Annotated in this window: 10 protein-coding genes and 1 pseudogene; 9 read left to right on the forward strand and 2 right to left on the reverse strand. The window is 72.0% G+C overall.

The annotated features are described in order from the left end of the window. Together ABZW32_RS36165 and ABZW32_RS36170 are read right to left on the reverse strand one after the other, a co-directional pair. Positions 1-5,035, reverse strand: a 5,035-nt coding sequence (locus ABZW32_RS36165) for a beta-ketoacyl synthase N-terminal-like domain-containing protein (protein WP_356224589.1), incomplete at its 3' end; no start/stop codon positions are given. A gap of 145 nt (positions 5,036-5,180) precedes the next feature. Next, on the reverse strand, positions 5,181-6,392 hold the full coding sequence (locus tag ABZW32_RS36170) for a cytochrome P450 (RefSeq protein ID WP_356224591.1): 1,212 nt from the start codon (positions 6,390-6,392) through the stop codon (positions 5,181-5,183). 315 nt (positions 6,393-6,707) lie between these two features. On the opposite strand from ABZW32_RS36170, the gene ABZW32_RS36175 reads away from it, so the two are divergent. From ABZW32_RS36175 to ABZW32_RS36215, 9 genes and pseudogenes are all read left to right on the forward strand, one after another. Continuing rightward, positions 6,708-7,934, forward strand: coding sequence for a macrolide family glycosyltransferase (locus ABZW32_RS36175; RefSeq protein WP_356224593.1), 1,227 nt, complete (start codon positions 6,708-6,710; stop codon positions 7,932-7,934). Positions 7,935-8,014: 80 nt separating this feature from the next. Then, positions 8,015-9,268, forward strand: coding sequence for a cytochrome P450 (locus ABZW32_RS36180; RefSeq protein WP_356224595.1), 1,254 nt, complete (start codon positions 8,015-8,017; stop codon positions 9,266-9,268). 47 nt (positions 9,269-9,315) lie between these two features. Next, positions 9,316-9,762, forward strand: coding sequence for an FdtA/QdtA family cupin domain-containing protein (locus ABZW32_RS36185; protein WP_266845205.1), 447 nt, complete (start codon positions 9,316-9,318; stop codon positions 9,760-9,762). After that, positions 9,759-10,898 carry a DegT/DnrJ/EryC1/StrS family aminotransferase gene (locus ABZW32_RS36190; RefSeq protein ID WP_356224597.1) on the forward strand — a complete coding sequence of 380 codons (1,140 nt, stop codon included), beginning with the start codon at positions 9,759-9,761 and terminating at the stop codon, positions 10,896-10,898. The genes ABZW32_RS36185 and ABZW32_RS36190 overlap by 4 nt, the downstream gene beginning before the upstream one ends. After that, complete coding sequence (gene rfbA, locus ABZW32_RS36195) at positions 10,891-11,856, forward strand: glucose-1-phosphate thymidylyltransferase RfbA (RefSeq protein ID WP_356224599.1); 966 nt, start codon at positions 10,891-10,893, stop codon at positions 11,854-11,856. Before ABZW32_RS36190 ends, rfbA begins: the two co-directional genes overlap by 8 nt. A 74-nt stretch (positions 11,857-11,930) precedes the next feature. Then, the gene (gene rfbB, locus ABZW32_RS36200; protein WP_356224601.1) at positions 11,931-12,920 is read left to right on the forward strand and encodes a dTDP-glucose 4,6-dehydratase; all 990 of its coding nucleotides are present in this window, start codon (positions 11,931-11,933) and stop codon (positions 12,918-12,920) included. Next, positions 12,907-13,497 (forward strand): dTDP-4-dehydrorhamnose 3,5-epimerase, encoded by a 591-nt coding sequence (gene rfbC / locus ABZW32_RS36205; RefSeq protein ID WP_331733513.1) that lies wholly within the window; start codon positions 12,907-12,909, stop codon positions 13,495-13,497. The genes rfbB and rfbC overlap by 14 nt, the downstream gene beginning before the upstream one ends. Beyond that, on the forward strand, positions 13,494-14,270 hold the full coding sequence (locus ABZW32_RS36210; protein WP_356224603.1) for an alpha/beta fold hydrolase: 777 nt from the start codon (positions 13,494-13,496) through the stop codon (positions 14,268-14,270). The genes rfbC and ABZW32_RS36210 overlap by 4 nt, the downstream gene beginning before the upstream one ends. Positions 14,271-14,352: 82 nt before the next feature. Next, a pseudogene (locus ABZW32_RS36215) lies at positions 14,353-15,573 on the forward strand (NDP-hexose 2,3-dehydratase family protein); the annotation flags it as partial. Positions 15,574-15,710: the final 137 nt, after the last annotated feature.

The raw sequence follows: 15,710 nt of genomic DNA on the forward strand, positions 1-15,710 counted from the left end.
CATCGGCATCCCCGGCCACCACGGTGCTCGACGGCCCGTTCACCGCAGCCACACCCAACCGACCCGCCCAGGCTTCGAGCCGCGCCTCAACTGCCTTCAACGACAACGGAATCGACGCCATACCACCCAGACCGGCCAACTCACGCCCGATCACCTGCGCGCGCAGCGCAACAACCCGCGCCGCATCCCCGAGGGACAACGCACCCGACACGGCAGCAGCGGCAATCTCACCCTGCGAGTGCCCGACGACGGCATCCGGCACCACACCCAGCGAACGCCACACCTCGGCGAGGGAAACCATCACCGCCCAGGTGACGGGCTGGACCACGTCCACCCGCTCCAGCGAACGACCCTCCCGCACCACCTCCACCACATCGAAGTCCACGAACGGCGCCAGAGCATCGGCACACTCCCGCAACCGCCCCGCAAACACCAGGGAAGAGTCAAGAAGACCCGCACCCATCCCCACCCACTGCGTCCCCTGACCCGGAAACACCAGCACCCGACGACCGAACGACCCCGCCACACCCTCGACCGTGACCGGACCAACAGCCACCTGCCGGTGTTCCAGCATCGAGCGGCCCGTGACCAGGCTCCATGCCACGTCCAGCGGACGCGGTGCGGGCTCCCGATCCATGTGGTTGCGCAGGCGTTCGGTCTGGGCGTGCAGGGCGGTTTCGGACCGGGCGGTCACCACCAGCGGAACGACCGGCAGCTCACGCGTGCACTCGGGCACGTCCTCCGTCACCGACGGAGCCTGCTCCAGGATCACGTGCGCGTTCGTCCCGCTCACACCAAACGACGACACCCCCGCACGCCGCGCACGACCCACCTCGGGCCACACACGCTCCTCGGCCAGCAGCTCAACCGCACCCGCCTCCCAATCCACCTCCGAAGACGCAACACCCACATGCAACGTCCGCGGCAGCACACCCTGCTCCAGCGCCATCACCATCTTGATGACACCACCCACACCCGCAGCCGCCTGCGCATGCCCGATGTTCGACTTCAACGACCCCAGCCACAACGGCCGGCCGGCCGGACGCTGCCCGTACGTCGCCAGCAACGCCTGCGCCTCGATCGGATCACCCAACCGCGTACCCGTACCGTGCGCCTCCACCACATCCACATCAGCAACACCCAGCCCGGCACTCTCCAACGCCGCCCGGATCACCCGCTGCTGCGACGGACCGTTCGGCGCCGTCAGACCATTGCTCGCACCGTCCTGGTTCACCGCCGAACCACGCACCACCGCCAACACCCGATGACCCCGCGCCACCGCATCCGACAGCCGCTCCACCAACAGCATCCCCACACCCTCGGCCCAGCCCGTACCGTCCGCCGCGTCCGAGAACGCCTTGCACCGGCCATCCACCGCCAGCCCCCGCTGCTGCGAGAACTCCACGAAGGTGGAGGGGGTCGCCATCACGGTGACACCGCCGGCCAGGGCGATGTCGCATTCGCCGCTGCGCAGGGACTGCGCGGCGAGGTGCAGTGCGACCAGGGACGAGGAGCAGGCGGTGTCCACGGTCACCGCCGGTCCCTCCAGCCCCAGGGCGAAGGAGATGCGGCCGGAGACGACGCTGCCGGAGGTGCCGGTGCCGCCGTAGCCGCCGGTGTCGTCGAGGGCGGCGGGGCGGTCAGTGCCGTAGTCGTGGTACATGGCGCCGACGAAGACGCCCGTGCGCGATCCCCGCAACGACGAGGCCGGCACACCCGCCCGCTCCAGCACCTCCCACGACGTCTCCAGCAGCAACCGCTGCTGCGGATCCATCGCCACCGCCTCACGCGGCGAAATACCGAAGAAGTCCGCATCGAACTCCCCCGCATCGTGCAGGAAACCCCCCTCCCGCACATACGAACGACCAGGAACACCAGGCTCAGGATCGAACAGACCCTCCACGTCCCACCCACGGTCCACCGGGAAACCCGACACCGCATCCACACCCGAGGACACCAGATCCCACAAACCCTCCGGAGAACTCACCCCACCCGGAAAACGGCACGCCATCCCCACGATCGCGATCGGCTCGTCGACCGGAAGGGGTTCTGGGGCGGCCTGCCGGGGCGGCTCCGCGGCGGATGCCGCGGGGGCCTGCTCCTGGAGCGTCTCGACGGCCGCGTCCCGGATCAAGCGGGCGACGGCGAGCGGGGTGGGGGCGTCGTAGATGAGGGTCGTGGGGAGGCGCAGGCCCGTCGCGGCGCGCAGCCGGTTGCGCAGTTCGATGCCGTTGACCGACTCGAAGCCCAGCTCCTTGAAGGTCTTCTCGGCCGCGATCGCCGCGGCGGAGAGGTGGCCGAGGACGGTGGCCGCGTGGACGCGTACCAGGTCCAGTACGTGGTCGAGCTGCTCGTTCTCGGAGCGACCGCGCAGTTCGCGGCTGAGCAGGGTCTCGGTGGCGGTGTCGGCCGTCGACTGCGCCGGGTCGTCGGCCGCTTCGGCGCCCAGCCAGTGGTGGGTGCGCTGGAAGGCGTACGTGGGCAGGTCGGCGCGGCGGGCGCCGGTGCCCACGAAGAGCTGCGCCCAGTCGATGTCGGTGCCGCGCACGAAGAGCTCGGCGGCGCACGTCAGGAAGCGCTCCAGGCCGCCTTCGTCACGGCGCAGGGAACCGGTCGCCAGAACGTCTACACCTGCGGCGTCGGCGGCTTCCTGGATCCCGATGGTGAGGACGGGGTGCGCGCTGGACTCGACGAAGGTGGCGAAGCCGTTGTCGAGGAGGACCTTGACGGTGTCCTCGAAGCGGACGGGGTGACGCAGGTTGCGGTACCAGTACTCGGCATCGAGACCGGTGGTGTCGACGGGCCCGGCGCTCACGGTCGAGTAGAACGGGATCTCCGCCTTGCGCGGGGCAATCGGCGCGAGGACGTCCAGCAGCTCGGCCTCGATCCGCTCCACGTGCGCAGAATGCGAGGCGTAGTCCACGGGCACCTGACGGGCCCGGATCCCTTCCTCCACGGCCTCCGCGACGAAGGCGGCCACCGCATCCGCATCCCCGGCCACGACCGTGCTCGACGGCCCGTTCACCGCAGCCACACCCAATCGCCCCGGCCACGCCTCCAACCGCGCCTCAACTGCCGCCAACGGCAACGGAATCGACGCCATACCCCCCAGACCGGCCAACTCACGCCCGATCACCTGAGCACGCAACGCCACCACCCGCGCCGCATCCCCCAGCGACAACGCACCCGACACGGCAGCAGCAGCGATCTCACCCTGCGAATGCCCCACCACCGCATCCGGCACCACACCCAGCGAACGCCACACCTCAGCCAGGGAAACCATCACCGCCCACGTCACGGGCTGGACCACATCCACCCGCTCCAACGAAAGCCCCTCCCGCACCACCTCCACCACATCGAAGTCCACGAACGGCGCCAGAGCATCGGCACACTCCCGCAACCGTCCCGCGAACACGGGCGAGGAACCGAGCAGCTCCGCACCCATCCCCACCCACTGCGTCCCCTGCCCCGGAAACACCAGCACCCGACGACCGAACGACCCCGCCACACCGTGTACGGCGGAGCGCTCCAGACGGGTGAGGAGTTCGTCGCGGTCGCCGGCCAGGACGACGGCACGGTGGCCGAAGACGGTGCGGGCGTCGGCGAGGGTCCAGGCGACGTCGAGGAGGTCGAGCTCGGGGCCGTGTTCGACGCGGGCGCTGAGCTGAGCGGCCTGGTCGCGGAGTCCTTCGGCGGTCCGGCCGGAGACGACGACGGGGACGACGGGCAGCGCGGCCCGCCGGTCCTCGGCCGCGGCCGCGACCTCGGCCGGGGCCTCTTCGAGGACGAGGTGGGCGTTGGTGCCGCCCATGCCGAAGGACGACACCCCCGCAAGCCGTCGCTGCCCGGACGGCTCGGTCCACGGCTCCGGGGCGGTCGGGACGCGCAGGTTCAGCGCGTCCAGCGGGATGTCGGGGTGGGGCGTCTCGTGGTTGAGGGTGGCCGGGATCTCCCCTTCGCGGACGGTGAGGGCGGCCTTGAGGAAGCCCACGAGGCCGGCGGCGCCTTCGAGGTGGCCGACGTTCGTCTTCGCCGAGCCGACGGCCAGCGGGGTGTCGGCGCCGGTGGCGGCGCGGGCCGTGCCGAGGACGGCGCCGAGCGCCGCGGCCTCGACGGGGTCGCCCGCGCGGGTTCCGGTGCCGTGGAGTTCGACGAAGCGGACCCGTCCGGGCCGTACGCCCGCCCGGTCGTAGGCCTCGCGGAGCACCGCTTCCTGGGCGGCCCGGTCGGGAGTGGTCAGGCTCGGGCCACCGCCGTCGTTGTTGACGGCACCGCCCTTGACGACGCAGTGCACGCGGTCGCCGTCGGCGAGGGCCCGGTGCAGGGGCTTGAGTACGACGGCGACGCCGCCCTCGCCGCGGACGTAGCCGTTGGCACGGGCGTCGAAGGTGTGGCAGCGGCCGTCGGGGGAGAGGGCCCCCATCAGGTCCATGACGGTGGTGCTGTCGTCGGCCAGGATCAGGTTGACCCCGCCGACGACGGCGAGGTCGCTCTCACCGCGCCGCAGGCTCTCGCAGGCGAGGTGGACGGCGACGAGGGAGGAGGACTGGGCGGTGTCCACGGCCATGCTGGGGCCGCGCAGTCCGAGGAGGTAGGAGAGCCGGTTGGCGGCCATGGCGCGGTGGCGGCCCGCGGCGCTGTAACCGCCCGCGTCGCCGGTGCGGCGCGCGGCGAGGGTGGCGTAGTCGTCGGAGGCGATGCCGACGTACACGCCGGTGCGGGTGCCGCGGAGCCGGCCGGGGACGATGCCGGCGTGTTCGAGGGCCTCCCAGCCGAGTTCCAGGACCAGGCGCTGCTGGGGGTCGGTGGCGGCGGCCTGGGCGGCCGTCATCCCGAAGAATTCGGCGTCGAATGCGCCGTGGTCATCCAGGGCGGCTCGCCAGGTTCCGTCGTCCTGCCGGGAGACGGAATTCCGGCCGTTCCGCAGGAGCTCCCAGAATTCTTCGTGATTCGCCGCTCCGGGCAGTCGGCAGGCCAGTCCCACGACGGCTATGTCGTTGTCACCCACGTGCTGCTCACCGGTCTCGGGGTTCATCGGTTCTCCATGGCAAGGGATGAACTGCGCCTTCCCCGGGAGGGGAATGCGCATGAAGTCTGAAGGGGCCGCGGTGGTGTTCCGCGGGAGCCGCGCGCGGAAAGGGGGCACGGGTGCCGGGGCGCGGGTGCCGGGGCCGGCCGGGTCACCAGGTGACGGGCAGTTCCACGAGTCCGCGGACGAGCATGCCCTCGTGCCAGGCGAGGTCCGGGGCGGGGACGGCGAGGCGCAGTCCGGGGAGGCGGGAGGTGAGGGCTTCGAGCGCGCACTGGAGTTCGGCACGGGCGAGGGGGGCGCCGAGGCAGTAGTGGGGGCCCTGTCCGAAGGCGATGTGGGGGTTGGTCTCGCGGTCGAGGGCGAGCGCGTCGGCGTCCTCGAAGACGGACTCGTCGCGGTTGGCGGACGCGAGGGAGTAGACGACGGCCTCGCCGGCGCGGATGGTGACGCCGCCGATCTCGATGTCCTCGGTGGCGATCCGGGTGGGTCCGACGCTGGACCACAGGGGAACCACGCGCAGGAGTTCCTCGACGGCGGTGGGGACGAGGTCGGGGCGGGCGCAGAGCTCCTCGTAGCGGGTGCGGTCGGCGAGGAGGAGGGCCACGTGGCCGGCGAGCTGTCCGGCGGTGGTCTCGTGGCCGCCGATGAGCATGCCGCCGGTGAGCATGAGGAGTTCGTTCTCGCTGAGCGCCTCGCCCTCGTCGTGGGCTTCGATGAGGGCGCTGAGCAGGTCGTCCTCGGGGTGGGCGCGGCGCAGGGCGACGTAGCCGCGCAGGTAGTCGGCGTACTCCTCGGCGGCCGCGGCGACCTGTTCCTCGGTGTAGCGGCTCGCGGACATCAGGGCCTCGGTGAAGGCGCGGAAGACGTGCCGGTCCTCGTGGGGGATGCCGAGCATCTCGCAGATGACGGCGGTGGGCAGCGGCAGGGCCAGGCCCTGGACGAGGTCGGCGGGGCCGCCGGCGGCCACGAGTTCGTCGATGAGCCGGTGGGTGATCTCGGTGATGCGGGGGCGCAGGGCGGCGACCCGGCGGGCGGTGAAGGCCCGGGAGACGAGCCGGCGCAGGCGGGCGTGGGTCTCGGGGGGCATGCCCATGAGGCCGACGGAGTCCAGGGTGCGGGGCGCGGCCCGGGGGACGTCGCGGTCGGCTCCGGCGTGCATGCTCAGGCGGGGGTCGACGGAGGCCTTCTTGATGTCGGCGTGGCGGGTGAGGAGCCAGGCGTCGCCGCCGTAGGGCATGCGGACGCGCACGACGGGCTCGGTCGACCGCAGGGCGGCGTAGGCCGGGTCGAGTTCGAGGTCGACGCGGTCGCCGAAGGGGTACGTCCGGACGGTCCCGGCGGCGGCATGAGGGCAGGTCATGGCTGGATCTCCTCTGTACGCGGGCCCTGTCAGCCAACAGCAGCGCACGGCGGACACACCGCCGACAGTGAGAGGACTATGTCAACTCACTCCGAATTGGACCGGAAATTCAAGCCCGAATTGAGTCGCATTCAATGTCGTTTTGAGGGGGCTCCGGAAGTGTCACGCGACGGCGAAGAGCGGTCTCACACTATGTCAAGTCCGTACTTGCGCCAACGCTGTCGATCCCCGTAATTTCCGTGAGGTCGACCAGCAGGCCACAGCCCGCGCCCCACGCATTCTGTTTCGGTGCAAGATTCGAAAGGCTGCTCCCCGATGGCGCATATCGCCTTCTTTATCCTCCCCGCGGCGGGTCATGTGAATCCGACGCTGTCGGTGGCGCGGGAGCTCGTCGCGCGCGGTCACCGGGTCACGTACGCGCTCTCCGAGAACTACGGCGAGCGGGTGCTGGCGTCGGGGGCGGAGTTCCTGTCGTACCCGATGGACCAGGACCGGTTCCTGGCGACGATGGTGCCGCAGCAGGACTCGGCGTCGTACACGGACCAGCAGGAGTTCCTGAACATGATGAAGTGGATGCTGGAGCTCACCCGGCAGACGCTTCCCCCGTTCGAGGAGCACTTCGCGGACGACCGGCCCGACGTCTTCGTGTGCGACCCGTCGTCGTTCTGGAGCGGCCACATCCTGGCGGCGAAGTGGGGCATCCCGGTCATCCGCAGTACGCCGACGTATGTGGCGAACGAGCACTGGTCGCTGCACCCGCCGGTGGACACCGCCGAGGAGCAGCAGGAGGACCCCGAGACGGGCGAGCTGTTCGCGGTGGTGGCGGGGCTGCTGGCGGAGCACGGCGTGGAGAAGGGCATCGGCGAGTTCGCGGACGACGTGCACTCGGGGCCGGCGCTGGTGTACCTGCCGCGGGCGTTCCAGTACGCCGGGGAGACCTTCGGCGAGGAGGTCCACTTCGTCGGTCCGTGCACGGGCGCGAACAGCTTCCACGGCGACTGGGAGGCCCCGCGGACGGGCCGGCCACTGGCACTGATCACGCTGGGCACCCTGTACAACCGCCAGCCCGAGTTCTTCCGGGCGTGCGCCCTGGCCTTCGCGGATCTGGACTGGGACGTGGAGATGGCCCACGCGGGCGGGGTGGCCGACGGCGCTCTGGACCCGGTGCCGGAGAACGTCCGGGTGCACACGTTCCTGCCGCAGGGCGAGGTGCTCCGGCACGCGGCCCTGATGATCAACCACGGCGGTACGAGCACCGTGCTCCAGGCCGTCTCCGAGGGCGTACCGGTGATCTCGGTCCCGCAGATGGCGGAGCTGCACGCCACCGCCACGCGCGTCGAGCAGCTGGGCGTCGGCGCGAAGCTGCTGCGCAAGGACGTCTCGCCCGAGCGGATCCGCGAGACGGTCCTCGCCGTGGCGGGGGACCCGGACGTGCGGGACTCCGTGGCGCGGCTGCGCCGGGAGATCGAGTCCGCGGGGGGCCCGGTGGCTGCGGCCGACGCGATCGAGCGGCTGCTGGAGCCCGTCCCCGCGGACGCCTGACCCGCCACCGCCCCCTCCCCTCCCCTCCCCTCCCCTCCCCCCTTCCCCTCCCCTGCTGAACCCGAGCTGAGGAAGCCGACATGACGACACAGACCACCGAGGCAGCCGAGGCAGCCGAGGCCATCGCGGCGGAAGAGGCCCCGCACCCGCTGGCGCAGCCCGCGGACGCCGACGCGCAGCAGCTGCTGGACTGGTTCGCGAAGGCCCGCGCCGAGGCGCCCGTCTTCTACGACTCGACGCGCTTCGCCTGGCAGGTCTTCTCGTACGAGGACTACAACACCGTCTCCACGAACCCCCTCGTCTTCTCCTCCGACTTCTCGCCGGTCTTCCCGGTGCCCGAGGAGCTGGCGCTGCTGATGGGTCCCGGTACCTTCGGCGGCATCGACCCGCCCAAGCACGGCCCGCTGCGCCGTCTGGTCGGCCAGGCCTTCACCCCGCGCCGGATGGCGGCCCTGGAGCCGCGGATCGCGGAGATCACCCGGGAGCTGCTCGACGGGCTCGGGGACCGTACCGACATCGACGTGGTCACGGACCTCGCCTACCCGCTGCCGGTCACGGTGATCGCCGAGCTGCTCGGGGTGCCGGCCGAGGACCAGGACCTGTTCCGCGAGTGGGTCGACGTCATCCTCAACAACGAGGGCATGGAGTACCCGAACCTCCCGGACGACTTCGCCGAGACGATGGGCCCCGCCATCAAGGAGTGGGCCGCGTACCTGTACGCGAAGATCGCCGAGAAGCGCGCGGTGCCGACGGACGACCTGATGAGCGGGCTCATCGAGTCCGAGGTCGAGGGCCGTCGGCTCACCGACGAGGAGATCGTCAACATCGTGGCGCTGCTGCTGACGGCGGGCCACATCTCCAGTGCCACGCTGCTGAGCAACCTGTTCATCGTGCTGGACCGCCACCCCGGGGCGCAGGCGGCGCTGCGCGCCGACCGTTCGCTGATCCCCGCCGCCGTGGAGGAGACGCTGCGCTTCCGCGGCCCGTTCAACAACATCTTCCGGCTGGTGACGCAGGACACCGACCTGCTGGGCGTGCCGATGAAGGCCGGCCAGATGGTGACGGCGTGGAGCGCGTCCGCCAACCGGGACCCGGCGCAGTTCCCGGACCCGGACACCTTCGACGTGCACCGCGGCTCCAACAAGCACATGGCGTTCGGCCACGGCATCCACCACTGCCTGGGGGCGTTCCTGGCGCGGATCGAGGCGAAGGTCTTCCTGAACCTGGCCTTCGACGCGTTCGCCTCGTTCTCGGTCGACCACGACAAGGCGGAGTTCTACGAGGCCGACCAGCTGACCCCGCGTCATCTGCCGGTCTCCGTCGTCCGCGGCTGAGACGTCCGCGGCGCGTTCGGAGCGGGTCAACGAGGGAGCGGAAGCGCATGGCGGTGGGCACCACCACAGAAACGAAGGTGGGCAGGATCAAACCCTGCGCCTTCATCGACTTGGAGCAGCACAACGACGAGCGCGGCAAGCTGTCGGTCGTCGAGTCCGGGGCGACGACCGGCTTCCCGATCAGACGGGTCTACTACCTGCACGACGCGGACGCCGGCGCCTCCCGGGGCAGCCACGCCCACCGGGAGCTGGAGCAGCTGGTCATCGCGGTCCACGGCAGTTTCACGATCACCGTGGACGACGGGTTCGGGCAGGCGTCGTACGTCCTGGACGACCCCGGCCGGGGCCTGTACATCGGGCCGATGGTGTGGCGGCAGCTGAGCGGCTTCTCCGAGGGCGCGGTCTGTGTCGTCCTGGCCTCGCTGCACTACGACGAGTCGGACTACCACCGCGACTACGAGGCCTTCCTGGCCGATGCGAGGAGGTGGCCGTGACGGCGCCGGCCGCGGCGCGCGGGATCCGCGTGCCCTTCCACGACCTGCGGGACCTGCACGCCCTGGACGGGCTCCAGGAGGAGCTCGACGCGGCGGTGCTGCGGGTGACGCGCAGCGGCCGCTATCTGCTCGGGCCCGAACTGGAGGCGTTCGAGGAGGAGTTCGCCCGCTACTGCGAGAACGATCACTGCGTCGGTGTCGGCAGCGGGCTGGACGCCCTGGAGCTGACGCTGCGGGCGCTGGGGATCGGCGAGGGCGACGAGGTGATCGTCCCCGGGCACACCTTCGTCGCGACCTGGCTCGCGGTGTCGGCGACGGGCGCGCGTCCCGTCCCGGTGGATCCGGAGCCCGGCTCCTGCCTGATCGATCCGGACCGGATCGCGGCGGCGATCACCGGCCGCACCCGGGCGGTCATGCCGGTGCACACCTACGGGCACCCCGTGGACCTCGACGCCGTGGAGGCCGTCACGGCCCCCCGGGGCATCGCGGTGGTGGAGGACGCGGCCCAGGCCCACGGGGCCCGTTACCGGGGCCGGCGGATCGGCTCCCGGTACGCGGCGGCGTTCAGCTTCTACCCGGGCAAGAACCTGGGCGCGCTGGGCGACGGCGGCGCGGTGGTCACCTCCGACGCCGCCCTGGCGGAGCGGATCCGGCTGCTGCGCAACTACGGCGCCCGGGAGAAGTACCGTCACGAGGTCCGCGGCACCAACTCGCGGCTCGACGAGCTCCAGGCGGCGGCGCTGCGGGTGAAGCTGCCGCGGCTGGACGCCTGGAACGCCCGCCGCCGGGAGATCGCCGCACGCTACGGCGAGGGCCTCGCCGGCCTGCCGGGCCTGGCCGTGCCGTCCGTCGCCCCGTGGGCGGAGCCGGTCTGGCACCAGTACGTACTGCGGACGCCGCGCCGGGAGGAGCTGCGCACCGCGCTGGCGGACGCCGGGGTGGAGAACCTGATCCACTACCCGGTCGCCGTACACCGGTCCGATGCCTACGCGGGCACCGGGACCGGCCCGCTGCCCCACTCCGAGCGTCTGGCCGCCGAGGTGCTGAGCCTGCCCATGGGGCCGCAGCTGACCGCGAAGGACGTAGAGACCGTCATCACGGCGGTCCGTGACGCCACGGAGAGCAGCCATGATTGAGGTTCCCACCCTTCCGACCGTGTCGGCGCTCGCCGCCCACGGGGGCCGCCGCCCGCTCAAGGGCGTCATCCTCGCGGGCGGCAGCGGCTCCCGGCTGCGGCCGCTGACGGGGGCGCTGTCCAAGCAGCTCCTCCCGGTGTACGACAAGCCGATGATCTACTACCCGCTGGCGGTGCTGATGCTCGCCGGCATCCGGGACATCCAGATCATCTCGGCCAGGAACCACCTGGAGATGTTCCGGGCCCTGCTCGGCGACGGCTCGCAGCTCGGCATCGACCTGCGCTACGCGGAGCAGGAGGAGCCGCGCGGCATCGCGGAGGCCTTCCTGATCGGCGAGGAGCACATCGGCGACAGTCCGGTGGCGCTGATCCTCGGCGACAACGTCTTCCACGGCCCCGGCTTCTCCTCGCTGATCAACCAGGCGGCGATGCGCCTGGACGGCTGCGAGCTGTTCGGCTACCCGGTGCAGGACCCCCAGCGCTACGGCGTGGGCGAACTGGACTCCGACGGGCGGCTGGTGTCGCTGGTGGAGAAGCCCGACCGGCCGCGCTCCAACCTGGCCGTGACCGGTCTGTACCTGTACGACAACGACGTGGTGGAGATCGCCCGCGGGCTGCGTCCCTCGGCGCGCGGAGAGCTGGAGATCACCGACGTCAACCGGGTCTACCTGGCCCAGGGCCGGGCCCGCCTGAACGAGCTGGGCCGCGGCTTCGCCTGGCTGGACATGGGCACGCACGACTCGCTGCTCCAGGCCGGCCAGTACGTCCAGCTGCTGGAGCAGCGCCAGGGCGAACGGATCGCCTGCGTGGAGGAGATCGCCCTGCGGATGGGGTTCATCGGCCACGAGCAGTGCTTCGCGCTCGGCCGCGAACTCGGCGATTCGAGCTACGGCAACTACGTGCGCCAGCTCGCGGGCCGGGCCGCGGCGAGCGCGGCGGCCGACTCCCCCGCCGCCTGAGCGCACCCGGCCCGCCCGGCCCGCCGCCCGACCCCCGCCCCGCCCGCTCCCCTCCTCACGAAAGGTCCTTCGAGATGCGCGTCCTGGTGACCGGAGGTGCGGGCTTCATCGGCTCACACTTCGTCAGAGAACTGCTGGCCGGGGCCTACCCGGACCTGGGCGAGGGCGAGGTGGTGGTGCTGGACGCCCTCACCTACGCCGGGAACCTCGCCAACCTCGACCCGGTGAGCGAACACCCCCGGCTGGAGTTCGTCCACGGGGACATCTGCGACCGGGAGCTGGTCGCCGAGCTGATGGCGGGCACGGACCTGGTGGTGCACTTCGCCGCCGAGTCGCACGTGGACCGGTCGATCGCCGACGCCTCGGAGTTCGTGCGCACCAACGTGCTGGGCACGGCCACGCTGCTCCAGGCGGCCGTCGGGGCGGGCACCGGCCGGTTCGTGCACGTCTCCACCGACGAGGTCTACGGGTCCATCGAGACGGGCTCCTGGCCCGAGGACCACCCCCTCGTGCCCAATTCGCCCTACGCCGCCTCCAAGGCCTCCTCCGACCTGCTGGCCCTGGCCTTCCACCGCACCCACGGGCTGGAGGTGTGCGTGACGCGCTGCTCCAACAACTACGGGCCGTACCAGTTCCCGGAGAAGGTCATCCCGCTGTTCACCACCAACCTGGTCGACGGCCTCGACGTCCCGCTGTACGGGGACGGCGGCAACAGCCGCGACTGGCTGCACGTGGACGACCACTGCCGGGGCATCGCCCTCGTCGCCGTCAAGGGGCGGCCGGGCGAGGTGTACAACATCGGCGGCGGCACCGAGCTGACCAACCTGGAGCTGACGGACCGGCTGCTGGAGCTGTGCGGGCGGGACGCCTCCGCCCTGCGCCGGGTCGCGGACCGGGCCGGGCACGACCGCCGCTACTCGGTGGACATCGACAAGATCTCCTCCGAGCTCGGCTACGCGCCCCGGGTGCCCTTCGACCGGGGACTGGCCGAGACGGTCGCCTGGTACCGGGAGCACCGCGCCTGGTGGGAGCCCCTGAAGGCGGGCCACGTTGCGCATCGATGAGACGGAGCTGTCCGGCACGTTCCGGATCGTGCCCGAACGCTTCGAGGACGAACGCGGGCACTTCTGGGAGGCCGCCCGGCACAGCCGGCTGACCGAGGAGACGGGCCTGCCGTTCACCGTCCGCCAGGTCAACAACTCGGTGTCGCGCCGGGGCACGCTGCGCGGGGTGCACTGCAACGACGTGCCCGGTGACGCCGGCAAGCTCGTGACCTGCGTACGCGGCTCGATCCTCGACTTCATGGTGGACCTGCGCACCGGCTCCCCCACCTTCGGCCGGCACGTCATGACCCGGCTCGACGCCCGCGACGGCATCGCCCTGTACATGCCGGGCAGCATCGGGCACGCGTTCCTCGCGCTGGAGGACGACACCTGCGTGAACTACCTGCTCGCCGCCGAGTACGTGCCCGGAGCGATGGTCGACGTCGACGCGCTGGACCCCGAACTGGCCCTGCCCTGGGGCCTGACCGGGCCCCCGGTCCGCTCCCCCAAGGACGCGGCCGCGCCCTCCCTGGCCGAGGTCGTGGCCTCCGGCCGGCTGCCCCGCCACACACCCCACGAGGAGCTGATCCGCCCGTGACCCCGCCCACCGCCACCAGCACCCCGGCCGTCGTCCGCGACGCCTGGCTGCGCCGCTACCGCCCGCTCGACGCCGCGGTCGTGCGGCTGGTGTGCTTCCCGCACGCCGGGGGCTCGGCCAGCTCCTACCTGGGTCTGGCCACCGCGCTCGCGCCCGCCGGGGTCGAGGTGCTCGCCGTCCAGTACCCGGGCCGCCAGGACCGCCGCTCGGAACCCTGCGCCACCGGCGTCGAGGAACTCGTCGAGGGCCTGCTGCCCGAGCTGCGGCAGTGGACCGGGGAACCGTTCGCGCTGTTCGGGCACAGCCTGGGCGCCACCCTCGCCTACGAGACGGCCCGACGGCTGGCCGACCTCGGGGAGCGGCCCGTCCACCTGTTCCTGTCGGGCAGCCGGTCCCCGGCCGTGCCCCGCCGCGAGACCGCCCACCTGCTGGACGACCGGGAGCTGATCGACCTGATCGCCCGGCTCCAGGGCACCGAACCGGCGCTGCTCCGGGACGAGGAGATGCTGCGCATGGTGCTGCCCGCGATCCGCGCCGACTACCGGGTGGCCGGCACCTACGTGCACCGCCCGGGACCGCCGCTGGGGGTACCGGTGACGGTGCTCACCGGGGACCGGGACCCGAACGTCTCCGTCGACGACGCGCTGCGCTGGTCGCAGGTGGTGGACGGGCCGTTCGGGGTGTGCGTGCTGCCCGGCGGGCACTTCTTCCTCACCGAGCGCGCCGAGGACGTCCGCGCCATCGTCGAGGGGGCGCTGGACCGTGCGCACTGAGACCCCGCCCCGGGCGGCCGCCGACCGGGCGGACACGGCGCGCCGCCTGCTGCGCTCGGCGCGTACGCCCGACAGCGCGGTCATGCCCGTGCACCGGGTCGCCCCGTGGCTGGCCGAACGGACCCGGGCCGGTGACTTCCGGGTCACCCGGGTGCCGTTCGCCGGGCTGCGGGGCTGGGCGTTCGAGGAGGGCACCGGCAACCTGCGGCACGAGTCGGGCCGGTTCTTCTCCGTGGAGGGCCTGCACGTGCACGCCGACGGCCTGCCCGCGCGCGGCTGGAAGCAGCCGATCATCGTCCAGCCCGAGATCGGCCTGCTGGGCATCGTGGCCCGGGAGATCGACGGCGTGCTGCACTTCCTGATGCAGGCCAAGATGGAGCCGGGCAACGTGAACACGCTCCAGCTCTCCCCGACCGTGCAGGCCACCCGCAGCAACTTCACCGGCGTCCACCGCGGCCGCGGCATCCCCCACCTCGACCTCTTCCTGGAACGCGGCCGGGCCCGCGTGCTGGTGGACGCCCTCCAGTCCGAGCAGGCCGACTGGTTCCTCGGCAAACGCAACCGCAACATGGTCGTCGAGATCGACGAGGACATCGAGACCGGCCCGGAGTTCCGCTGGCTGACCTTCGGCCAGCTGCTGCGGCTGCTGCGCCTGGACAACGTCGTCAACATGGACAGCCGCTCCATCCTCGCCTGCCTGCCGACCTCCGGCGCCGGTCCCCAGGGGGCCGCCGTCGGCCCGGTGCTGCGCTCCTTCCACGATCCGTCGGCGCCCGCCGTACTGCGCACCCCGGAGATCCTCAGCTGGCTCACCGGAATCCGCGCCCAGCGGGAGCTGGTCCAGCGCCGGGTGCCGCTGGCCGAGGTGGCCGAGGACGGCTGGGTGCGTACCGCCGACGAGATCGGCCACGCGGGCGGACGCCGCTTCCGCGTCGTGGGCGCGGACATCCGCGCGAGCAACCGGGAGGTCGCCGCCTGGACGCAGCCGCTGATCCAGCCGCAGGTCCCGGGGCTGATGGCGCTGGTCGTCAAACCGATCCGGGGGACCCTGCACGCCCTGGTGCAGGCGCGGGTCGACGTCGGCCACCTCGCCGTCGCCGAGCTGGCGCCCACCGTGCACTGCCGGCCCGCCGACCACACCGGGCCCGGACGCGCCCCGTTCCCGCCGTTCCTCGCCGACGTGCTGGCCGCCCCGGACACGCGGATCCGCTACGACGCGGTGCAGTCCGAGGAGGGCGGCCGCTTCCACCACGCGGAGAACCGGTACACGATCGTCGAGGTCGGCGAGGAGTTCTCCGAGGACGTCCCCGAGGACTTCGCCTGGCTGACGTTCTCGCAGCTCACCGAGTTGCTGGCGTACGGGCCAGCTCGGCCCGCGCGTCGCGCTCCAGGCGGGCCAGCTGCCGGGCGAAGCGGATCACCACCTCCCCCGACTCGGTC

The sequence above is a fragment of the Streptomyces sp. NPDC004667 genome (assembly GCF_040609475.1).
In the GTDB taxonomy this organism is placed as follows: domain Bacteria; phylum Actinomycetota; class Actinomycetes; order Streptomycetales; family Streptomycetaceae; genus Streptomyces.